We start from the raw sequence: 21,292 nt of genomic DNA on the forward strand, positions 1-21,292 counted from the left end.
GGTAAAGCTCTCATCAAATAGTTTGTGATACCGTTCACGAGTACCGAGAACACGCCGAAAGACCTGACAGGTGGAGGACTTCCGTCCCTGGTCGGTCTCCTTCGACGGGCTCCCCGTCGCAACGGCTGCCCGCGGTGCGGTTCTCGTCCCCCTGATTTCCCCGCCCCCTGTCACCGACATGCCGCCGGAGCTGCCGACATGCCGTCCCACGACGCCCGGATCCTCCGTGGCGCCGCAATTCCCACTGCGGCCGCCGGAGTGATCGCCATGGCGATCTCCTTCGCCGTCGCCCAGGGGAAGGGCCTGCTCGGCGCGCTGCTGGCGACCGTGGTGGTGATCGGTTTCTTCGGCTCCGGCCAGCTCGCGCTCGACCGGCTCACCCGGAACAACCCGCAGATGCTGATGCCGGCCGCACTGATGGTCTACACCACTCAGATCCTCGCGATCGGCATCCTGCTCGCGGTGGCCAAGCACCTCTCGTTCTTCGACCACAAGGTCTTCGGGTTCACCCTGCTCGGCCTCGCCATCGTCTGGACCGCCTTCCAGGTCCGGGGCTGGCTGAAGGCCAAGACCTTCTACGTCGAACCCGACAGCAAGTCGAAATCAGGGCGTCAATCGTGAGCGGGGCATACCGTCCCCCTCGCGAGGGGGGCGGTGTTTATGCCCTCCTGACGGACTGCTATCGTCCGTCCCAACGGCGGAGTACGGGAAGCGGCCAGGTCCCTCCGATGATCGGACGGATCGCCCCCCGGCTCCACGAAGCTTTCGAAGATCCCGCGGTGGGGATATGCGCCGCGCCGGGTCCGCGAGAAATCCGACAAGTTCCAGTGCCGCACCGTGGCCTCCGGCCACGCCGACACACCGAGGTTGCCGTAACCATGCGTCAGAACGAAGGAGTCTGTGGTGGGTGCTGACGTCCAGCTCGCCTCCGAGGCCAGTTGCCACCTTTTCTCCGGCTGCGGCTTCCCCGCTCCCGGCCTCGGTGAGTTCGACTTCAAGCCGATCTTCACGGTCGCCGGGGTCCACTTCACCAAGCCGATGCTGCTGGCGATCATCTGCGCGCTGCTGGTGGTCGGCTTCTTCTGGGCCGCGTTCGCCAAGCCGAAGCTGCTCCCGGGCAAGCTCCAGCTGGTCGGCGAGATCGGGTACGACTTCGTCAAGCGGAGCATCGTGCTGGAGACCATCGGCAAAAAGGGCGAGAAGTACGTCCCGATGCTGGTCTCGATGTTCTTCTTCGTGTGGATCATGAACATCATGTCCATCATCCCGTTCGCCCAGTTCCCGGTGATGTCGCGGATCGCGTACCCGGTCGGGCTGGCGGCGATCGTCTGGGTCACCTACATGGCGCTGACCTTCAAGAAGCACGGCTTCGTCGGCGGCATGAAGAACCTCTGCTGGCCGTCGGGCATCCCGGGCTGGGTCATGGTCATCCTGGTGCCGATCGAGTTCTTCTCGAACATCTTCGTGCGCCCCTTCACCCTCGCGGTCCGAGCCTTCGCCAACATGTTCGCCGGTCACCTGCTGATCGTCGTCTTCTCGGTGGCCTCGTGGTACCTGCTCAGCCCCACCATCGGCGCCCTGTACGGCTCGGTGTCCTTCGTGGTGGCCGTCGGTCTGACCGCCTTCGAGCTGCTGGTGCAGTTCCTGCAGGCGTACATCTTCGTGATGCTGGCCAGCAGCTACATCGCCGGTGCCCTGGAAGAGGCGCACTGATCCTCGCGGCCCCGGCCGCGCCCACGAACTCCCGGTGGCCAACACCCACCGGTATCCCATCCCCGCAAAGGATTAGCTGAGATGTCCGCTCTCGCTGAAGGTGTCCACGGTTCCGTCGCTTCCATCGGCTACGGCCTCGCCGCGATCGGCCCCGGCATCGGCGTCGGTCTGATCTTCGGTAACGGTGTGCAGGCGATGGCCCGTCAGCCCGAGGCCGCCGGCCTGATCCGCTCCAACATGTTCATCGGCTTCGCCCTGACCGAGGCCCTCGCCCTGATCGGCATCGTCATGCCGTTCGTCTACGGCCAGTGAGCCAGGCGCACCGGTAGTCAATTCCGACGAAAGGTTCTGATATGGCCCCCGAGGTTCTCCTCGCGGCTGAAGAGAAGATGAACCCTCTTCTCCCCGCGTGGCCCGAGGTCATCATCGGCCTGCTCTGCTTCTTCATCGTCTTCGGCATCCTCGGCAAGAAGCTCCTCCCCAGCATCGAGAAGGTGCTGGGGGAGCGCCGTGACGCCATCGAAGGCGGCATGAAGCGCGCGGAGACCGCTCAGGCCGAGGCCCAGGCCCTGCTGGAGCAGTACCGTGCCGAGCTCGCCGAGGCGCGTCACGAGGCCGCTCGGATCACCGAGCACGCTCGTGAGCAGGGCGCTGCCCTGATCACCGAGATGCGCGAGGAGGGCCAGCGCCAGCGCGAGGCCATCGTCGCGGCCGGCCACGCCCAGATCGAGGCCGACAAGAAGCAGGCGACCGCCGTCCTGCGCCAGGACGTCGGCTCGCTGGCCTCCCAGCTGGCCTCCCGCATCGTCGGTGAGTCCCTGGAGGACCACGCCCGCCAGAGCGGTGTCATCGACCGCTTCCTGGACGAGCTGGAGTCCAAGGCCGCCGCTGCCCAGGGTGCGTCCAAGTGATCGGCGCGAGCCGTGAGGCACTCGCCGCCGGCCGCGAGAACCTGGAGAGCCTGACCGACCACACTTCGGTGGACGCGGCCAAGCTCGCCGAGGAACTCGCTGCCGTCACCGCGCTGCTGGACCGCGAGGTCTCGCTGCGCCGCGTCCTGACCGACCCCTCGCGGTCCGGTGAGGACAAGGCCCGGCTGGTCGCCTCGCTGCTGAACGGCCAGGTCTCCGGCGAGACCGTCGACCTGGTCTCCGGCCTGGTCCGCTCGCGCTGGTCCGGCTCGCGCGACCTGGCCGACGCGGTCGAGGAACTCGCCGCGTACGCCGAGGTCATCGCCGCCGACAAGGCGGGCGTGCTGGACGACGTCGAGGACGAGCTGTTCCGGTTCGGCCGGGTGGTGGCGGGCTCGCACGAGCTGCGCGCCGCGCTGACCGAGCCGAAGGCCGACGCCGCCGCCAAGGCCGCGCTGGTCCGCAAGCTCCTCGGCGGCCGCGCCAACGCGGGCACCGTCCGACTGGTCGCCAACCTGGTCACCAACCCGCGGGGTCGTAGCCTGGAGGGTGGCCTGGAGTCCTACTCCAAGCTCGCCGCCTCCCGGCGGGGCCGTGTGGTGGCCCTGGTCACCAGCGCGATTCCGCTGTCGGACGTCCAGAAGCAGCGCCTCGCCGCCGCGCTGGCCGGCCTGTACGGCCGACCGGTCCACCTGAACATCGACGTGGACCCCGCGGTCCAGGGCGGTGTCCGGGTGCAGATCGCGGACGAGATCATCGACGGCACGGTGTCGAGCCGCCTCGAAGGCGCTCGCCAGGGCCTCGAAGGCTGAGCAGCAGCACCATCCGACCCTCGGTCGGGCGTCGGTCCACACCGGGTGGGCCGGCAAAACGTACGGCCGGTTCACTCGACCCGGCCGAGAGTCGAGCACTTGCGGCCCTCAATGGCGGGCCGAGGATCGCAAACTAGGAGAGCAGGGAAGCCTGATGGCGGAGCTTACGATCCGTCCGGAGGAGATCCGGGACGCGCTGGCCGACTTTGTCCAGTCGTACCAGCCGGACGCGGCCTCGCGTGAAGAGGTCGGCACGGTCACCGAGGCCATGGACGGTATCGCCAAGGTCGAGGGCCTGCCCTCGGTCATGGCCAACGAGCTGCTGAAGTTCGAGGACGGCACCCTCGGCCTCGCGCTGAACCTCGACACCCGCGAGATCGGTGTCGTCGTCCTCGGTGAGTTCTCGGGCATCGAAGAGGGCCAGACGGTGCAGCGCACCGGCGAGGTCCTCTCCGTCCCGGTCGGCGACGGCTACCTCGGCCGTGTCGTGGACCCGCTGGGCAACCCGATCGACGGCTTGGGCGAGATCGCCGCCACCGGCCGCCGCGCCCTGGAGCTGCAGGCCCCCGGCGTCATGGCCCGCAAGTCGGTCAAGCAGCCGCTGCAGACCGGCATCAAGGCCATCGACGCGATGACCCCGATCGGCCGCGGCCAGCGCCAGCTGATCATCGGTGACCGCCAGACCGGCAAGACCGCCGTCGCCGTCGACACGATCATCAACCAGCGCGACAACTGGCGCTCGGGCGACCCGGAGAAGCAGGTCCGCTGCATCTACGTCGCCGTGGGCCAGAAGGGCTCCACCATCGCGTCCGTCCGCGGCGCCCTGGAGGAGGCCGGCGCGCTGGAGTACACCACCATCGTGGCCGCTCCCGCCTCCGACCCGGCCGGCTTCAAGTACCTCGCCCCGTACACCGGTTCGGCCATCGGCCAGGAGTGGATGTACGACGGCAAGCACGTCCTCATCGTCTTCGACGACCTGTCGAAGCAGGCCGAGGCCTACCGCTCCGTCTCCCTGCTGCTGCGCCGCCCGCCGGGCCGCGAGGCGTACCCGGGCGACGTCTTCTACCTGCACTCCCGCCTGCTGGAGCGCTGCGCCAAGCTGAACGACGCCCTCGGCGGCGGCTCGATGACCGGTCTGCCGATCATCGAGACCAAGGCCAACGACGTCTCGGCGTACATCCCGACCAACGTCATCTCGATCACCGACGGCCAGTGCTTCCTGGAGTCCGACCTGTTCAACGCCGGCATCCGCCCGGCCGTGAACGTCGGCATCTCGGTCTCCCGCGTCGGTGGCTCCGCCCAGATCAAGGCCATGCGCTCGGTCGCCGGCCGTCTGCGCCTGGACCTCGCCCAGTACCGCGAGCTGGAGGCCTTCGCCGCCTTCGGCTCCGACCTGGACGCGGCCTCCAAGGCCCAGCTGGAGCGCGGTGCGCGCATGGTCGAGCTGCTGAAGCAGGGCCAGTACCAGCCGTTCCCGGTCGAGGAGCAGGTCGTCTCCATCTGGGCCGGCACCACCGGTCAGCTGGACGACGTCCCGGTGGCGGAGATCCGCCGCTTCGAGCGCGAGTTCCTGGACAACGTCCGCCTGGAGCACAAGGGCATCCTGGCTGGCATCGTCGAGACCGGTCTGCTGGAGCAGGGCACCGTCGACGCGCTGACCGCCGCGATCACCTCGTTCAAGCAGGGCTTCACCACGGCGGACGGCAAGCTGCTCTCCGAGCAGGCCTGAGTCCGGTAGCGAGGGAAAGGACGTAACGACCCAATGGGAGCACAGCTTCGGGTCTACAAGCGCCGCATCCGCTCCGTCACCGCGACGAAGAAGATCACCAAGGCGATGGAGATGATCTCCGCGTCGCGCATCGTCAAGGCGCAGCGCGCGGTGGCCGCCTCCACTCCGTACGCCGACGAGCTCACCCGCGCGGTGACCGCGGTGGCCACCCGGTCCACCGCGAAGCACCCGCTGACCACCGAGCCGCCTGCACCTGGTCAAGGGGCGAACGCCACCCGCGCCGCCGTGCTGCTGATCACGGCGGACCGCGGCCTGGCGGGCGGTTACTCCTCCAACGCCATCAAGCAGTCGCTGGCGCTCGCCGCCCGCCTCCGCGAAGAGGGCAAGGAGGTGGTCACGTACATCGTCGGCCGCAAGGGCGTCGGCTACTACGGCTTCCGCAACCTCACGGTCGCGGGCTCGTGGACCGGCTTCTCGGACAAGCCGACCTACGGTGACGCCAAGACGGTCTCGGCGGACCTGATCTCGGCCTTCACGGCCGAGACCGGCGGGGTGGACGAACTGCACCTGGTGTCGACCGAGTTCGTGTCGATGCTGACGCAGAACGCGGTGGACGCCCGGCTGCTGCCGCTGAAGCTCGACGAGGTCGAGCTGAGCGACGGCGCCCCGGCGAAGAACCAGATCTTCCCGCTGTACGACTTCGAGCCGTCGGCGGAGGGCGTCCTCGACGCCCTGCTGCCGCGGTACGTCGAGAGCCGGATCTACAACGCGCTGCTGCAGTCGGCCGCTTCCGAGCACGCCGCCCGCCGCCGCGCGATGAAGAGCGCGACGGACAACGCCGGCGAGCTCATCAAGTCGCTGACGCGGCTTGCCAACTCGGCCCGTCAGGCCGAGATCACCCAGGAAATCAGCGAGATCGTGGGCGGCGCGAACGCGCTGGCCGACGCTAGCGCGGGGAGCGAATGAGTATGACCACCACTGTTGAGCCGACGGGCGCCGGACTGGCCACGGGCCGCGTCGCCCGGGTCATCGGCCCGGTCGTCGACGTGGAGTTCCCCGTCGACGCGATCCCGAACATGTTCAACGCCCTGCACGTCGAGGTGAACAACCCCGACGGCTCGGGCAAGAAGACCCTCACCCTCGAGGTCGCCCAGCACCTCGGCGACGGCCTGGTCCGCGGCATCTCGATGCAGCCGACCGACGGCCTGGTCCGCGGCTCGGAGGTCTCCGACACCGGTTCGGCGATCTCCGTCCCGGTCGGCCAGATCACCAAGGGCAAGGTGTTCAACGCCCTCGGTGAGGTGCTGAACGTCGACAAGGCCGAGTTCGAGTCCCAGGTGCAGGTCCGCTGGCCGATCCACCGCAAGGCCCCGAACTTCTCCGACCTCGAGTCGAAGACCGAGATGTTCGAGACCGGCATCAAGGTCATCGACCTGCTCACCCCGTACGTCACCGGTGGCAAGATCGGTCTGTTCGGTGGTGCCGGTGTCGGCAAGACCGTGCTGATCCAGGAGATGATCTACCGCGTCGCCGAGAACTTCGGTGGTGTGTCGGTGTTCGCCGGTGTCGGCGAGCGCACCCGTGAGGGCAACGACCTCATCGACGAGATGGTCGACTCGGGCGTCCTGGACAAGACCGCGCTGGTCTTCGGCCAGATGGACGAGCCGCCGGGCACCCGTCTGCGGGTCGCGCTCTCCGCGCTGACCATGGCGGAGTACTTCCGCGATGTCGAGAAGCAGGACGTGCTCCTCTTCATCGACAACATCTTCCGGTTCACCCAGGCCGGTTCCGAGGTGTCGACCCTGCTCGGCCGCATGCCCTCCGCGGTGGGCTACCAGCCGAACCTGGCCGACGAGATGGGCCTCCTGCAGGAGCGCATCACCTCGACCCGCGGTCACTCGATCACCTCGATGCAGGCGATCTACGTCCCCGCGGACGACCTGACCGACCCGGCGCCGGCCACCACCTTCGCCCACCTGGACGCGACCACCGTTCTGTCGCGCCCGATCTCGGAGAAGGGCATCTACCCGGCCGTTGACCCGCTGGACTCCACGTCCCGCATCCTCGACCCGCGGTACATCACGCAGCTCCACTACGACACGGCCATCCGTATCAAGGGGATCCTGCAGAAGTACAAGGACCTGCAGGACATCATCGCGATCCTCGGCATCGACGAGCTGTCCGAAGAGGACAAGATCACGGTGCAGCGGGCCCGCCGCATCGAGCGCTTCCTCTCGCAGAACACCTACGTGGCGAAGCAGTTCACCGGTGTCGAGGGCTCGACCGTCCCGCTGTCGGAGACCATCGAGGCCTTCAACGCGATCGCGGACGGCAAGTACGACCACGTCCCGGAGCAGGCCTTCTTCATGTGCGGTGGCATCGAGGACCTCGAGCGCAACGCCGCCGAGCTGCTGAAGAAGTAGTTCGCCGAGCAGTACCGATGAGGGGTGGTCCCCGGCTCTCCGTCGGGGGCCACCCCTCACCGCTGGATCTCCTGTGATCCCGGTCATTTACGCGGTCTTGGTTTCGTTCCGGGGGCGCGAGCCCGTTATTCTTACCGAAACTGTGGAGTAGCTCCGCAGTTTCAAGAGCCAAGGAGCCCACGTTGGCTGAGCTGCACGTCGAGCTGGTCGCAGCCGACCGCAAGGTGTGGTCCGGTGCGGCCACCATCGTCGTCGCCCGGACCGCCTCCGGTGACACCGGCATCATGCCCGGCCACACCCCGGTGCTGAGCGTGCTGGAGACCGGCCCGGTCACCATCCGCACCGCCGACCAGGGCACGGTCGTCGCCGCGGTGCACGGCGGCTTCATCTCGTTCGCGGACAACAAGCTGTCGATCCTCGCCGAGATCGCCGAGCTGGCGGACGAGATCGACGTCGCCCGCGCCGAGCGCGCGCTGGAGAACGCCCGGTCCGAGGCCGACTCGCACGCCGAGCGCCGCGCCGAGGTCCGCCTGGTCGCCGCCGGCGGCCTGAAGGCGCACCACTGAGCTCGATCTCGACCGACGGTCCCGGGGACGCCTGTAGCGTGACCCCGGGACTGTCGTATCAGTTGGTAGGAGAGAGCGGCCGCGCGTCGGCCGTCACGGGGACGAAGGCAGCGAGGAGGTAGGTGAGCGTGGTCCTCGCCCTGGTGGTGTGCGTGTCCGTGGTGGTCCTCGCGGTAGCGGGCCTGCTCTGCTTCGCGGTCCGCCGCCGTCTGATCCAGCGGGTCGGCGGCACGTTCGACTGCTCCTACCGCCTGAAAATGCCGGCCGACGCCTCCACGCAGCCGGATCTCGACGAGAACGGCCGACCCACCTCCGCCCCGGTCCCGCAGACCGACGGCAAGGGGTGGGTTTTTGGTATCGGCCGGTACAGCGGCGACTCCATCGAGTGGTTCCGGGTGTTCTCCTACGCCCCCCGGCCGCGCAAGGTGCTGCCGCGCACCGAGATCGAGGTGCTGGGCCGCCGCTACCCGCAGGGCCAGGAGGAACTCGCCCTGCTCTCCGGCTCGGTGGTGCTGCGCTGCCTGCACAAGGGCGCCCCGCTGGAGCTGGCGATGAGCGACGACGCGCTCACCGGCTTCCTGGCCTGGCTGGAGGCCGCGCCCCCCGGACAGCGAGTGAACGTCGCGTAGCTCACCCCTTCCGGGTGTGAGCCACCGTTAACACGGTGCGGCCCGGCGGCTAGGCTGCCGGGCATGGTGAACCTGACGCGCATCTACACCCGGACCGGGGACGACGGCACGACCGCGCTCGGCGACATGAGCCGGACCACCAAGACCGACCCCCGGCTGATCGCGTACGCGGACACCAACGAGGCCAACGCGGCGCTCGGCGTGGCGCTGGCCGTCGGGCAGTTGGACGAGGAGCTGGTGACCGTCCTGACCCGGGTCCAGAACGACCTGTTCGACGTCGGGGCGGACCTGGCGACGCCGATCGTCGAGGACCCGAAGTACCCGCCGCTGCGGGTCGAGCAGTCCTACGTCGACCGGCTGGAGGGGGACTGCGACCGCTTCCTGGCCGAGCTGGACAAGCTGCGCAGCTTCATCCTGCCCGGCGGGACGCCCGGCGCCGCGCACCTGCACCTGGCCTGCACCGTGGTGCGGCGGGCCGAGCGCTCCACCTGGGCGGCGATCGAGGTGCACGGCGAGGGCATCAACCCGCTGACCGCGAAGTACCTGAACCGGCTCTCCGACCTGCTGTTCATCCTGGCCCGGACGGCCAACAAGGAGCGCGGGGACGTGCTCTGGGTGCCGGGCGAGAATCGCTGACGGCCCGTCAGGCGCGCGGGCCGGGGCGCTCCCGCTTGGGGAAGAGCGTGTAGCTGGCGGCGACCACCAGGTTGACCGCCACCACCACGCCCATCCGCGGGTACCAGGAATCCAGGCCCGCGGTGCGGGCGCCGTCGCCGACCAGCCACTGGACGGCCGCGATCAGCGCGACCGTGATCGCCGAGGCGAGCAGCGTCAGCGCGCACACGCCCCACTCGTAGCGGGCCCGCGCCGCACCGTACTTCGGCATCCCGGCGGGCTTCGGGCCGCCGGCCAGGCGGTGCGCGGCGTGCCCGTCCGCCCAGCGGACCAGGCGGCGGCCGTACGCCACCGAGAAGCCGACGTAGGAGGCGGCCAGGCCGTGCGTCCAGTCGGCGGTGGCGCCGCCGCGCAGGTCCGCCACGGTGGCGCCGAGGATCACCAGGTCGACCACCGGGAGCAGCGCCAGCAGCACCGCGCCGGTGCGGCGCAGCCGCAGCCCGTACCGGGCCAGCAGGCCGGCCGACAGCACCACCCAGAAGCCGATCTCGCCGACCACGATCAGGGAAACCATGCTTCGATCCTCCCCGGGCGCGGGCCCGGCCACATCGTCCGGCCAGGCGAGCGGGGCGTCCGACTTTCGTCGGACGGCGGGTCGTCCGACCGGTCGTTCCGGCCGCCGGGAAGGAGTGCTGGGATGGGTCCCGTGAGGCTCACCGAACGCCAGGAGGACCTGGCCATCGCCGCCGCCGGGCTGCTCGGCGGCCTGCTGCTGCTCGCGTTCGGCGCCTACGACGCCCGGCCCGGGCTGCCGGTGTGGGCGGTGGCGCTGCCACTGGCGGCGATGGCGGCACTGGAACTCGTCCGCCGCCGGTGGACGGTCTGGACGGTCTGCCTGGGCGGCGTGCTGTTCGGCGTCGCGGTGTACCTGGGCTCGCTGATGGCGACCCTGCTGATGTACACCGACCTGCTGTACGCGGCCACCCTGTACGGGCCGCCGCGGATGAGCAAGGTGCTGCAACTGACCGGCGCCGCCTCGACGCTGGTGCTGTCCGGGCTGACCTGGCGGTACGGCTCGGTGCCCGGGGCGCTGCTGGTCGCGGTGTTCTGCGGGCTGGTCTTCCTGGCCCCGGTCTGGACGGCCGACCTGCTGCGCCGGCACCGGGACCGGGCCGAGGCCGAGTGGCTGCGGGCCGAACAGACCGCGCTGCTCGCCGAGTTGGACCGGCGCGGCGCGGTGGCGGCGGAGCGCGCCCGGATGGCCCGCGAACTGCACGACGTGATCGCCAACCACCTGTCGGCGATCGCCATCCACGCCACCGGCGCGCAGGCGGTGGCCCGTCGGCAGCACCGGGAGCGGGACGAGCCGCTGGTGGAGGCGCTGGCGGTGATCCGGGAGAACAGCGTGCAGGGCCTGGCCGAGATGCGCCGGATGATCGGCCTGCTGCGCGCCGACGACCCCGAGGAGCCCTCGGTGGCGCCCCGGCTGGCGGCGCTGGACGTGCTGCTGGCGCAGGCCGCGACGGCCGGGCGGGCGGCCGGGCTGAGCTTCGAGCTGGCGGAGGCCGGGGAGCGCGGCGAGCTGCCCGCGCCGCTGGAGCTGGCCGCGTACCGGATCGTCCAGGAGTCGCTGACGAACGCCGTCAAACACGCCGCGCCGGGTCCGGTGCGGCTCCGCATCCGGTACGGGGAGCGCGAGTTGGAGATCGTGGTGGAGTCCGCGCACCGGGCCGGGGAGGGGCGGCCGGTGCCCGGGGCGGGGGCCGGGCTGGTCGGCATGGGGGAGCGGGCCCAGTTGCTCGGCGGGGAGTTCGCCGCCGGGCCGGCGGGGGAGACCTGGCGGGTCCGGGCGGTGCTGCCGCGGGCGGCGGGCGGGGAGCGGTCGTGATCCGGGTCCTGGTGGCGGAGGACCAGGCGGCGGTGCGCACCGCCCTGGTGCTGATCCTGCGGGCCGAGGCGGACGTCGAGGTGGTCGGCGAGGCCGCCGACGGCGAGGAGGCCGTCCGGCTCGCCCTCGAACTGCGGCCCGACGTCGTCCTGATGGACGTCCGGATGCCCCGGCTGGACGGCGTCTCGGCGACCCGGCAGGTGGTCGCGGCCGGGGCGGCGCAGGTCCTGGTGCTCACCACCTTCGACCTCGACGCGTACGTGTGGGGCGCGCTGCGGGCCGGTGCCGCGGGCTTCCTGCTCAAGGACCTGGAGGCGGACGCCCTGGTCGAAGGCGTCCGGACGGTCGCCCGCGGCGACGGCATGCTGGCGCCCTCGGTGACGCGGCGGCTGATCTCCTCCTTCGCCCGCTCCGCGCCCCCGCCGGTCGCGCCCGCCGGGGACGTGCTGGCCGCGCTCACCCCCAAGGAGCGGGAGGTGCTGGGCTGCCTCGGCGCGGGCCTGGCCAACGCCGAGATCGCCGCCCGGCTGCACACCGCCGAGGCCACCACCAAGACCCACGTCAGCCGCATCCTGGCCAAGCTGGGGCTGCGCAGCCGGGTGCAGGCCGCGATCCTCGCCCAGGAGCTGGGAGTTCCGCTCCCCGGCGAGTGACGGCCGGGCGGGGCCGGGAGGGGTGCAGATCACACCCCGTCCGGCGCAGATCACACCGCCGGAACGCACCACGGCGGGTGCGCTCGCACTAGAGTCCGGCGAGAGCGCCGCCGCTCCGCAGCCCGCCCGCGCGGTCCGGAAGCGGGACGTTCGGGGCAGTCGGGTGAGTTTGCTCACGGTCCGCCCGCAGACGGGTGATTTGGGCGGTAATCGAGCGTAGGTGTGAGGTCGTCCTGCGTATATTCCCTCGGACGGGTGAAGTTGAGGGGCAGTCCGGTGGGTGGCAGCAACCTGCGGAACCGGTTCACCGTCAGATTCAGGAAGGGGCCGTGCGGCGCGACGGCACGACCGCCCGCGCGAACGGCACCCGGCACCCCGGGCGCGGACGCACCGCAAGGACGGATGTACGGCGGACGGCCGAGGAGGAGGACAGCGTGCGCATCACCGGGGACCACACCGGACTGGCCATCGAAGGACGGCTCGACGTGCGCAGCGCCGCCGACGCCCGGGCCCTGCTGCACGCCGCCGTCGACGGCGGCGAGGGCGACCTCGTCCTCGACCTGGGCCGCCTGGAGTTCTGGGACGCCACCGGGCTCGGCGTCATCATGGGCACCCACCGCCGGGCCGGCCGGGTCGGCCGCCGGCTCGTCCTGCGCGACGTCCCCGGCCAGCTCCAGCGCCTGCTGGTGGCCACCCGGCTGCACCGCATCCTCGCGGTCGAGGGCGCCGTCCAGGATCCGTACGGGACGACGCTGCCCGCGCTCGGCTGACCCCGGCCCGGCCCCGTCCGGCCTTCTGCATGCACGTGACAGCCGGGCCGGTGTGGTGGGCCCGCGCAGGGGTGTGGGAAAGTCTCCGGTCAGGTGTCCGAGTTTGCGGGGTTGGCGGGGAGCAGCGACGTGGGTCAGCCGAGCGGAGAGTTCCGGGGGGACGGGGTGCGCCCGCGGAGCGGGGAACTGGTCAGCGGTGAGCGGCTGGTGGTGGTCGGCGGCCCCGAGGGCTCGGAGGCCCGGCACTGCCCCGACGAGTGGCTGCCGCAGCCCCGCCGGATCAGGGGCCTGGTCCAGGCCCGCCCCGAACTCGGCCCCAGCCCCGCCGTCGGACCGCTCGCCCTCGGCACCGGCGACCTGCGCCTGCTCGACCGGGACGGCGACATCGAGGCCCTGCTCGGCCAGCTCCGCGAGGGCCGCTCGGTGCGCCTGGTCGGCCAGGCCGGCTCCGGCCGCTCCGCGCTGCTCGCCGCCGTCGCCGAGGCCGCCGCCGAACTCGCCCCCGACGGCGTGGTCCGGCTCGGCGGCTACCGCCGGACCGCCGCCGACCTCGCCCAGGAGCTGTTCGCCGCCACCCACCACGCCCCCGACTTCCGCCCCGACCGGGAACAGCTCGCCGAACTGCTGGCCCCCGTCGCCGCCGTGGTCGTCGTCGACGACGTCGAACTCGCCGGGGACGAACTGGAGGACCTGCTCGCGCTCGCCCCCGAGTGCGCCTTCCTGCTCACCACCGTCCCCGGCGCCCCGCCCACCCCGCCCGGCTCCCGGCTGCGCGACCACCTGGTCGCCGGCCTGTCCCGCCCCGCCTGCCTGACCCTGGCCGCCCGGCTGGCCGGCCGCCGGCTCGACGACGCCGAACGCGCCTGGGCCGTCGACCTGTGGTTCGAGTCCGAGGGCCTGCCGCTGCGCTTCGTCCGGGCCGCCGCCCTGCTCCGCCGGCGCGACATCGCGGTGGACGCGCTGGTCGCCGCCCAGGAGGACCGCCGGAGCGTCTTCGGCTTCGCCAACCCCTACGAACTGCCCCGCGACCCCGCCGAGTTGGAGAACGAGCTGCGCCAGCAGGTGCCGCTGCCCTCGGTCGGCGAGTCCGCCGCCCCGGCCCGCCGACTGGTCCAGGGGCTCGGCGAGTCCGCCCGCCGGGTGCTGCGCCTCGCCCTCGCCCTCGGTGGGGAGTGCCCGACCGCCCCGCACCTGCCCGCGCTGCTCGACGTCGGCCTCGGCGAGAGCGCCCTGCAGGAACTCGTCGACGCCGGCCTGGCCGTCTCGGTCGGCGGCCACCACCGGCTCACCGAGGGCGTCGTCGCGGCCCTCGCGCCCGACGCCGAGGACGAGGACGGCTTCCCCGCCCCCTTCGCCCCCGGCGGCATCGCGCACGGCGCCGCCCGGCACCTCGCCTGGTGGGTCGGGCACGCCTCGGTGTCGACCCGTCAAGTCGCCGCCGAGGCCGAGGTGATCCTCGCCGTACTGCGCGCCGAACGGGACGCCGGCCGCCCCGAGGAGGTCCTCCGGCTGGCCCGGGCGGCCGCGCCCGCGCTGGCGCTGTCGCTGCGCTGGGGCGCCTGGGAGAAGGCGCTGCAACTCGGCCTGGAGGCCGCCCGGACGCTGGGCGCCAACGCCGAACAGGGCTGGTTCCACCACGAGGCGGGCGTGCTCGCGCTCTGCGCCGGCAGCCCGCAGCGGGCCGTCGCCGAACTGGAGGCCGCGGTCGCGCTGCGCGCCGCCGCGGGCGAGCAGCGCGGCGCCGCCGGGGCCCGCCGGATGCTCGACCTGCTCCGGGCGGAGCAGACCGCGGCGCTCACCGCCGGACCCGCCGCCACCCCCGTCCGCCGCCGCACCATGCGGGCGATCGCCCAGGTCCCGGGCCGGCTGCGCGGCCGGGCGAGCGGCGGGGCCCGCCGGACCGCGATGGCCGCGGGCGCGGCGGTGATGGCGCTCGGCGTCCTCGGCACCGCGGTGGGCGTGGCCCTCAGCCAGAGCGAGGAGCCGTCCGCCAAGCAGCCCGGCACCTCCGCGGACGACCTGCCGCCCGGCGACACCCCCAGCAGCCCGCGCCCCGGCACCACACCGTCGGCGACCGCGCCCGGGAGCACCGCCCCCGCGACCGGCGCATCCCCCGCCGACAGCCCCTCGGAGCCGGCGAGCCCGTCGGCGACCCACCGGACCAGCAACTCGCCGAAGCCGAGCAGCACCGCGAGCAGCACGAAGCCCGGCACGCCCAACCCGCCGAACCCCGGCCCGAACCCGCCGGCCCCGAGCACCAACCCGCCGAGCAGCGCGCCCCCCACGGCGTCGACCCCGCCGCCCGACCCGAGCCCCTCGACCTCCGCCTCCTCCTCGGCGGCCCCGCCGTCCCCCTGAGGACACCCGCCCGACGTCGGGTCGGCCCCGGGCGCTCCGGGGCCGACCGGCCGCCACCCTGACGGAGCGTCAACTCCCGGGGGTCCCGGGGGCGAGGGCCAGGTCCAGCAGCCGCCGGGCGAGAGGGGGGTGGGCATGGCGCTCGCGGAGCCACTCCGCGGCGGCGTCCGGGCCGCCGGCGGCGTGGACCGTCCGCAGCGGGACGAGCCAGCCCTCGACCCACCAGGCGGCGCGCGCGTCCGCCGGGACCTCGGCGAAGGTCGGGGCGAGCGCGGCGGCCAGCGTCCGGAGGTGGTCGGCCTCCTCGCCCGCCAGGTGCGGGTACTCCGCGACGAAGTGCGCCCACTCGGTGCCGCGGAGGCTGTCCGGGCCGAACGGGTGCTCGGCGTACACCGCCTCACCGGGCACGAACACGTCCCGCAGCACCGCGTAGCGCAGCCCGGTGGAGCCCGCGAGCAGGGCGGCGTCGTACAGGTCCTTGCCCTGCGGGTACGAGTCGGTGTGCAGCCACAGCAGCTTCCAGGCGAGGGACAGCTCCCGGGTGGCGGTGTTCAGCACCGCGCCCGGGGCGACCTCGCAGGGCTCCGGCGGCACCGGCAGCGGCTCGTGGAAGACGAAGTCCAACTGGACGGTGCCGCCCGGCAGTCCGTCCGCCGCCCAGGGCAGCAGCAGGCGGCGGCCCGGCACCCGCTCGTACGTCCAGATGTCCTCGATGACGGCCTCGGCGGGCAGGAAGCGCACCGGCCCGGCCTCGGCCGCCGCGGCCCGGACCAGGCCGTGCAGCAGGTCGCCGGTGCGCGGGTCGTCGATCGCCCACTCCTCGGGGACCACCACGAAGTCCAGGTCGCCGGGCTCGCGGGCGGCCGCGCCGAACCAGGCCCGCAGCAGCACCGAGCCGCGCAGCACCAGGTGGTCCACCCAGCCCGAGTCGGCGACGACCCGCAGGACGGCGTCCATCGCGTGGCGGCGGGCGGCGGACCAGGCCGCGCCGAGGGCCGGATCGGCGAAGCGCGGGTCGCCGGGGCGGTAGGCGTCCGCGTAGTGCTTCATGGCGGGGTCGAAGACGACGGGCTGGACGGCCCGCGGGTCCTCGATCGGGCGGAAGGTCGGGGGCAGTTCGACGTGGCGCCGCTGCCGGATCTCGCGGGCGTCGGTCACGGGTGCTCCTCCGGGTCGGGGGTGTCGAGCCAGCCGGCGTCCAGGGCGAGGGCGGAGTCGTGGACCACGTACTCGCGCTCGGTCTTCAGCGGGGGGAAGCCGGCGGCGGTGAGGGCGGCGGCCAGGCGGTCCAGGCGGGCGCCGGCGGTGGTCAGGCCGACCTGGTGGCAGCGCTGGGTCACGAAGTACTGGCGGTGGCCGTCGGCGGTCGTCCGGCGGGCGTTCCAGGAGACGTGCGCGTGGTGGCCCGCCGCTGCCGCGACCAGGTCCGCGCGGGGCGTTCCCGGGGCCGTCCGGACTTTCACGTGGTGTTCGAAGTAGTGGGCGGGGTCGGCGAGTTCGGCCTCCACGTCGGTGGCCGGAACACCCGGCGCCCAGGGGGCCGCCTCGATCTTCACCCGGACCGGGGTGAAGCCGGCGGCCCGCAGCCCGGCCGCCTCGGCGGCCGCCCGGCGGTGCTGCGCGGCGAGCGTCCCCTCGGCCCGCCAGCTCAGCATCGGCTGCGAGGGGTGCCGGCCGCGGGCCAGCAGGATGTGGGTGAACTCCAGCCCCCGCGCACCGGCCCAGGACGCCACCGCCCCGGCCTCGGCCGGGGCCAGCGTCAGGTGCGTCTCGTACAGACCGGTCGCCCCGGCGCTTCGAACGGGCATGCGGAGATTCTGGCAGCCCGCGGGGACGGGCCCCGGGGATTTTCCGCCCCCGGCAGGGGGCCGAGGGCCCTAGAAGAGCTTGAGCTTGTCGTCGTCGATGCCGCGCAGACCGTCGTAGTCCAGGACGACGCAGCCGATGCCGCGGTCGGTGGCCAGGACGCGGGCCTGCGGCTTGATCTCCTGGGCGGCGAAGACGCCCTTGACCGGGGCCAGCAGCGGGTCGCGGTTGAGGAGTTCGAGGTAGCGGGTGAGCTGCTCGACGCCGTCGATCTCGCCGCGCCGCTTGATCTCCACGGCGACGGTGGCGCCGTCGGAGTCGCGGCAGAGGATGTCGACCGGGCCGATCGCGGTCGGGTACTCGCGGCGGATCAGCTGCCAGCCCGCGCCGAGCACCTCCATCCGGTCGGCGAGGAGTTCCTGCAAGTGCGCCTCGACGCCGTCCTTCACCAGGCCCGGGTCCACACCGAGTTCGTGCGAGGAGTCGTGCTGGACCTCCTCCAACGTGATGATCAGCTTCTCGCCGGCCTTGTTGGTGACCGTCCACACCGAGCCGTCCTCCTTCAGGGAGCACGGCGGGGACATCCAGTTCAGCGGCTTGTAGGCGCGGTCGTCGGCGTGGATGCTGACGCTGCCGTCGGCCTTCACGATCACCAGGCGCACGGCGGACGGCAGATGTGCAGCGAGGCGGCCCGCGTAGTCCACGGTGCATTTGGCGATGACAAGGCGCATGGGGACAAGCCTAAGGCCCGCCGGGAGTGCCGCCGGACGTGTTCGATTCCGGCGGTCGGACGGAGCGCGGACGAAGTGTGCGCCCCCGGGGCAAGCGGACGCGACCGCTCCCCTCGGCAGTGCGGCCGGGCGGCGCCGAATCCCGAGACAGGCGGCCGGACCGGAGCAGGTGCCGGAGCCGTTTGAAGCGAGTGCGCGCACGGCAGGTGTCGCCCGGCCGGGAGGGGCGAAACATGGTGATCGCACGGGCACGCGCGGTGAGGCGTGCCAGGTCGGCGCACTGGGTTGGGGCACGTCGGATTCCGGCCAATCTCGGCTCCCGCACGGAGTTTCGGGCGGCCAATCCACCGATTCCCCCGCCTGCCGGGGGGTGGCCTGCCACCCTGGTCTGACCCCCTGGCCAGAACCCCGACGCGCGGCACGTCCACCGATCCGTCGTGCCGTCACCACTTGAGCACCGCGCGCAGTTCAGCGCGCGGCCGTCCACCGCACGGCCGCGCACGCACCCTCAGCACACCGGCACCACCGCCCCGGCGAACCCGCCGGGGCGGACCGCGAGAGGAGAACCCATGTCGCTCGACGTCTCACCGGCTCTGCTGGAGAAGGCCGAACGGGGCGAGGTCGACGAGCGGGAGTTCGTCGACTGCGTCCGCACCTCGCTGCCCTACGCCTGGGACATGATCAGCTCGCTGGTCGCCCAACTCAAGGTCGACGGAACCGACTTCGCCGACAACGAGGTTCCCCCGCCGAGCGAGCAGGAGCGCGGGCAGCTGCTCCGCGCGATGGCCAGCGACGCCATCCGCGGCGCCCTGCAGCGCCACTTCGGGGTCCAGCTGGCGTTCCAGAACTGCCACCGGGTCGCCGCCTTCGCCCCCGGCCCCGACACCGCCGAGCGGCTGGCCCGCTTCACCTCCGTCCGGGCCCAGCTGCTCAACCAGTCGCCGGAGCTGCGCGACTGCTGACCCGCCGTCGGCACCCCCGACCGGCGCACCGAGCGCGGGCCGCCCCGGCCACCCCGGGGCGGCCCGCGGGCGCGCCCGCCAGGACCCTGAGGCCCTCAGGACAGTTGCGGCAGCACGTCCGAACCCAGCCGAGCCACGTTGTGCAGGGTCGCCGCGGTGTCGCCCGAACCCTCCACCAGCAGCGCGAAGCGCCGGATGCCGGTGCCCTCCGCCGTCGCCAGCAGCCGGTCCGCGCACTGCCGCGGCGTGCCCACCGCGTGCAGGTCGCAGAGCAGTTCGGTGTACGCCCACGGGTCCCGCATCGAGCGCTCCCGGCCGTCCACCGTGCGGTGCGCGCCCAGCCCGTGCGCGAAGAAGTCCGGCATCGCCCGCAGCAGCCCGGCCCGGGCCGCGCCCGCCCGGTCGTCGATCTGCGCCACGCCCGCCGCCACGTGCTCCCGCTCCACCCGGGCCAACTGCTCCTCGCCGCGCCCCGCCGCCCGCCAGGCGGCCCGGTACGCGGCCAGCATGCTCCGCTTGTCCTCGTCGCCCGAGTGCATGCCCAGCAGCATCGGCAGGCCCCGCTCGGCGGCCGTCCGCACCCCGTTCGGCGAGGTGCAGGCCATCACCACCGGCGGACCGGAGCGGCCCGGCCGCCCGTCCTCCTGCCGCTGCCGCGGGATCACCGGCGCCGCGCCCTCCAGGCCCAGCCAGCCCGCCAGGTCGGCCCGCCGGGCCGGCTCCGCGGCCTGCGGCACCACCGCCACCTCCGGGAACTCGAACTGCGGCCCCGACGCCCCCACCCGGGCGCCGCGCAGCCAGGCCAGCAGCAGGTCCAGCCGCTCCGGGAAGCCCCGTTCGTACGCCTCCGGCCCGGTGCCGAACACCGCCAGGTCGATCCACGGCCCGCCCCGGCCCACGCCCAGCGTGAACCGCCCGCCCGAGGTCAGGTGCAGCAGCGCCGCCTGCTCGCCCAGCGCCACCGGGTGACGGGTGCTCAGCACGCTCACCGCGGTGCCCACCCCGATCCGCCGGGTGCGGCCCAGCAGCATCGCCGCCAGCGTCGCCGCGTCCGGGCACACCCCGTACGGGACGAAGTGGTGCTCGGCCAGCCAGACCGCGTCCAGCCCGGCCCGCTCGGCGGCGCCCGCCGCGGCCAGGGTGCGGTCCAGCGCCTCGCCGTGGCCCTGGCCGGGGAACTGGGCGGACAGCAGGAAGGCGCCGACCCGGATGCCGTCCGTGTCGGCGCCCCCGGCCCGCTCCGGCCCGGCCTGGACGGCCGGCACCACCCCGCTGCCGACCGTCCGCGGGCCGGCGGAACGGGACTCGGGCCGGGCGGTGGTCTTCGTCATCGGGATGCCTCCTCGGTGCGCGCAGGGTCTGCGAGCCCCGCCGTGTCACCACGTGAGTAACCCATGTCATGTGCCAATGGCACGCCGAACCGGTGATTTCCCCGAGAAAAGGATGGATTACCGCCGATTCGCGGCAGTCGCGCGCCGATCCGTGCTATTGGCGCTCAAGGGGCGCACGGGACGCGGGTGACCCCGGGAGTACAACGCGCCCGGCCGGGTCCGGTCACTGCCCGGCGACCGCCCCGCCGGGCCCCGTACCCTGGAGGGACAGCGCGCCCGACGGAGAGGTAGTCACGTGTCCCCCCGCCGCAACCGGATCGACCGGATCGACCGGTCCGACGAACGAGGCTCCGCCGCGCCGACGGGCGGCTCGCTGCGCCGGGTCGAGGAGTACCGCGGCGAGGACTGGGTGGTGCAGACCGTGGCCGGCACCGCCGGGCGGTTCTACCGCTGCCCCGGCTGCGACCAGGAGATCCCGCCGGGCGTCGGCCACGTGGTGGCCTGGCCCGACCACGGCGGGGGAGTGGACGACCGGCGGCACTGGCACCGGGCGTGCTGGGGAGCGCGGGAGCGCCGCGGCTCCAAGCTGCTGCGGGGCCGCAGCGCTCCGAAGTACTGACGGATCGTCAGGCGTCCCGCTTCTTCAGCACCAGGTAGCCGCAGAGCAGTGCGGCGGCCGCCCAGGCGGCGCAGATCAGCAGGCCGACCCACGGCCCGTACGGCTGGTCGGCGGGCTGGTAGACCTGGATCGACCGGGAGCCGGCCCAGTCCGGGAAGTAGTGCGCGACGGTCTTCACCTTCGGCACCACCGACAGGATCGGCGAGAGCAGGAAGAAGAACGGCACCAGGATGCCCAGCGCCAGGGTCTGGTTGCGCAGCAGCACGGTGATCCCGGCCGCGAACAGGCAGAGCAGGGTCAGGTAGCAGGCGGCGCTGAACACCGCGCGCAGCACGCCCTCGTCGCCCAGCGAGGTCGAGTGCTCGCCGAGCACGGCCTGTGCGACGAAGAAGGTGACGAACACCGTCACCAGCGAGACCGCGAAGGCCAGCGCGGCGAGCACCGCCGCCTTGGCCGCCAGCAGGGTGCCGCGCTGCGGGACGGCGGCCAGCGAGACCCGGATCATGCCGCTGCTGTACTCGTTGCCGACGGCGAGCACGCCGAACACCACGATCGCCAGCTCGCCGAGCATGATGCCGGAGAAGGCCGTGCCGGTGGCGTCGAACGGGGTGCTGGAGTCCTTGGTGACGTCGGCGAAGTTGTTCTTGGTCACCAGCGACAGCAGGGTGCCGACCAGCAGGGTGACCACGAAGGTGAGGGCGAGCGTCCAGACGGTGGAGCGGACGCTGCGGATCTTGGTCCATTCGGACTGGGCGACGGCGGGGAAGGCGGCCATC

23 protein-coding genes are annotated in these 21,292 nt (G+C 72.7%); 17 read left to right on the forward strand and 6 right to left on the reverse strand.

The genetic code is table 11. The features are described from left to right. Positions 1–267: 267 nt before the first annotated feature. From ACIOHG_RS05450 to ACIOHG_RS05500, 11 genes are all read left to right on the forward strand, one after another. Complete coding sequence (locus ACIOHG_RS05450; protein WP_400945559.1) at positions 268–621, forward strand: hypothetical protein; 354 nt, start codon at positions 268–270, stop codon at positions 619–621. Positions 622–903: 282 nt separating this feature from the next. Beyond that, positions 904–1,713: a F0F1 ATP synthase subunit A gene (atpB, locus tag ACIOHG_RS05455; RefSeq protein WP_400945561.1), complete on the forward strand. Its 810-nt coding sequence runs from the start codon at positions 904–906 to the stop codon at positions 1,711–1,713. Positions 1,714–1,794: 81 nt separating this feature from the next. After that, entirely contained in the window at positions 1,795–2,025 is a 231-nt protein-coding gene (gene atpE, locus ACIOHG_RS05460; RefSeq protein ID WP_285734887.1) for an ATP synthase F0 subunit C, read from the forward strand. A gap of 41 nt (positions 2,026–2,066) precedes the next feature. Continuing rightward, on the forward strand, positions 2,067–2,624 hold the full coding sequence (locus ACIOHG_RS05465; protein WP_400715792.1) for a F0F1 ATP synthase subunit B: 558 nt from the start codon (positions 2,067–2,069) through the stop codon (positions 2,622–2,624). Beyond that, positions 2,621–3,436, forward strand: a complete 816-nt coding sequence (locus ACIOHG_RS05470; protein ID WP_400945563.1) for a F0F1 ATP synthase subunit delta — start codon at positions 2,621–2,623, stop codon at positions 3,434–3,436. The genes ACIOHG_RS05465 and ACIOHG_RS05470 overlap by 4 nt, the downstream gene beginning before the upstream one ends. Before the next feature lie 154 nt (positions 3,437–3,590). Then, positions 3,591–5,165: a F0F1 ATP synthase subunit alpha gene (gene atpA, locus ACIOHG_RS05475; RefSeq protein ID WP_400945565.1), complete on the forward strand. Its 1,575-nt coding sequence runs from the start codon at positions 3,591–3,593 to the stop codon at positions 5,163–5,165. Positions 5,166–5,198: 33 nt separating this feature from the next. Beyond that, on the forward strand, positions 5,199–6,131 hold the full coding sequence (locus ACIOHG_RS05480; RefSeq protein ID WP_400945567.1) for a F0F1 ATP synthase subunit gamma: 933 nt from the start codon (positions 5,199–5,201) through the stop codon (positions 6,129–6,131). Positions 6,132–6,133: 2 nt separating this feature from the next. Beyond that, positions 6,134–7,588: a F0F1 ATP synthase subunit beta gene (gene atpD / locus ACIOHG_RS05485; RefSeq protein ID WP_400945569.1), complete on the forward strand. Its 1,455-nt coding sequence runs from the start codon at positions 6,134–6,136 to the stop codon at positions 7,586–7,588. Positions 7,589–7,770: 182 nt separating this feature from the next. Next, a complete protein-coding gene (locus ACIOHG_RS05490) occupies positions 7,771–8,154 on the forward strand; it encodes a F0F1 ATP synthase subunit epsilon (RefSeq protein WP_400945571.1) in 384 nt (127 codons plus the stop codon). A 128-nt stretch (positions 8,155–8,282) separates the two neighbouring features. Next, a complete protein-coding gene (locus tag ACIOHG_RS05495) occupies positions 8,283–8,783 on the forward strand; it encodes a DUF2550 domain-containing protein (RefSeq protein ID WP_400945770.1) in 501 nt (166 codons plus the stop codon). Between the two features lie 63 nt (positions 8,784–8,846). Then, a complete protein-coding gene (locus ACIOHG_RS05500) occupies positions 8,847–9,419 on the forward strand; it encodes a cob(I)yrinic acid a,c-diamide adenosyltransferase (RefSeq protein ID WP_400945573.1) in 573 nt (190 codons plus the stop codon). 7 nt (positions 9,420–9,426) lie between these two features. On the opposite strand, the gene ACIOHG_RS05505 is transcribed toward ACIOHG_RS05500, so the two are convergent. Continuing rightward, positions 9,427–9,972 (reverse strand): hypothetical protein, encoded by a 546-nt coding sequence (locus ACIOHG_RS05505; RefSeq protein WP_400945575.1) that lies wholly within the window; start codon positions 9,970–9,972, stop codon positions 9,427–9,429. 123 nt (positions 9,973–10,095) lie between these two features. Here ACIOHG_RS05505 and ACIOHG_RS05510 point away from each other — a divergent pair, with 123 nt between their 5' ends. The 4 genes from ACIOHG_RS05510 to ACIOHG_RS05525 all read left to right on the forward strand — a co-directional run bounded on the left by ACIOHG_RS05510 (position 10,096) and on the right by ACIOHG_RS05525 (position 15,067). Continuing rightward, positions 10,096–11,286, forward strand: coding sequence for a sensor histidine kinase (locus ACIOHG_RS05510; protein ID WP_400945577.1), 1,191 nt, complete (start codon positions 10,096–10,098; stop codon positions 11,284–11,286). Then, positions 11,283–11,939, forward strand: a complete 657-nt coding sequence (locus tag ACIOHG_RS05515) for a response regulator (protein ID WP_400945579.1) — start codon at positions 11,283–11,285, stop codon at positions 11,937–11,939. The genes ACIOHG_RS05510 and ACIOHG_RS05515 overlap by 4 nt, the downstream gene beginning before the upstream one ends. Before the next feature lie 434 nt (positions 11,940–12,373). Beyond that, on the forward strand, positions 12,374–12,709 hold the full coding sequence (locus tag ACIOHG_RS05520; protein WP_400945581.1) for an STAS domain-containing protein: 336 nt from the start codon (positions 12,374–12,376) through the stop codon (positions 12,707–12,709). 129 nt (positions 12,710–12,838) lie between these two features. After that, on the forward strand, positions 12,839–15,067 hold the full coding sequence (locus tag ACIOHG_RS05525) for an ATP-binding protein (RefSeq protein ID WP_400945583.1): 2,229 nt from the start codon (positions 12,839–12,841) through the stop codon (positions 15,065–15,067). Positions 15,068–15,136: 69 nt separating this feature from the next. Here the strand turns inward: ACIOHG_RS05525 and ACIOHG_RS05530 are convergent, their stop codons facing one another. The 3 genes from ACIOHG_RS05530 to nucS form a co-directional block, all read right to left on the reverse strand. Then, on the reverse strand, positions 15,137–16,225 hold the full coding sequence (locus ACIOHG_RS05530) for a nucleotidyl transferase AbiEii/AbiGii toxin family protein (RefSeq protein ID WP_400945586.1): 1,089 nt from the start codon (positions 16,223–16,225) through the stop codon (positions 15,137–15,139). Continuing rightward, positions 16,222–16,875 (reverse strand): hypothetical protein, encoded by a 654-nt coding sequence (locus tag ACIOHG_RS05535; protein ID WP_400945588.1) that lies wholly within the window; start codon positions 16,873–16,875, stop codon positions 16,222–16,224. Before ACIOHG_RS05535 ends, ACIOHG_RS05530 begins: the two co-directional genes overlap by 4 nt. A gap of 69 nt (positions 16,876–16,944) precedes the next feature. Beyond that, positions 16,945–17,604, reverse strand: a complete 660-nt coding sequence (nucS, locus tag ACIOHG_RS05540) for an endonuclease NucS (RefSeq protein WP_400945590.1) — start codon at positions 17,602–17,604, stop codon at positions 16,945–16,947. A gap of 569 nt (positions 17,605–18,173) precedes the next feature. On the opposite strand from nucS, the gene ACIOHG_RS05545 reads away from it, so the two are divergent. Further along, positions 18,174–18,566 (forward strand): SCO5389 family protein, encoded by a 393-nt coding sequence (locus ACIOHG_RS05545; RefSeq protein WP_400303572.1) that lies wholly within the window; start codon positions 18,174–18,176, stop codon positions 18,564–18,566. A gap of 95 nt (positions 18,567–18,661) precedes the next feature. Here ACIOHG_RS05545 and ACIOHG_RS05550 read toward each other — a convergent pair whose 3' ends face one another. Continuing rightward, entirely contained in the window at positions 18,662–19,777 is a 1,116-nt protein-coding gene (locus tag ACIOHG_RS05550; protein ID WP_400945773.1) for an LLM class flavin-dependent oxidoreductase, read from the reverse strand. Positions 19,778–20,192: 415 nt separating this feature from the next. Between ACIOHG_RS05550 and ACIOHG_RS05555 the strand changes: the two genes are divergently transcribed. Next, entirely contained in the window at positions 20,193–20,516 is a 324-nt protein-coding gene (locus ACIOHG_RS05555) for an ATP/GTP-binding protein (protein ID WP_400945592.1), read from the forward strand. Between the two features lie 7 nt (positions 20,517–20,523). Here the strand turns inward: ACIOHG_RS05555 and ACIOHG_RS05560 are convergent, their stop codons facing one another. Then, the gene (locus ACIOHG_RS05560) at positions 20,524–21,291 is read right to left on the reverse strand and encodes an ABC transporter permease subunit (protein WP_400945594.1); all 768 of its coding nucleotides are present in this window, start codon (positions 21,289–21,291) and stop codon (positions 20,524–20,526) included. Between the last annotated feature and the right edge of the window lies 1 nt (position 21,292).

The organism is Kitasatospora sp. NPDC088134 (assembly GCF_044741705.1).
Taxonomy (GTDB): domain Bacteria; phylum Actinomycetota; class Actinomycetes; order Streptomycetales; family Streptomycetaceae; genus Kitasatospora.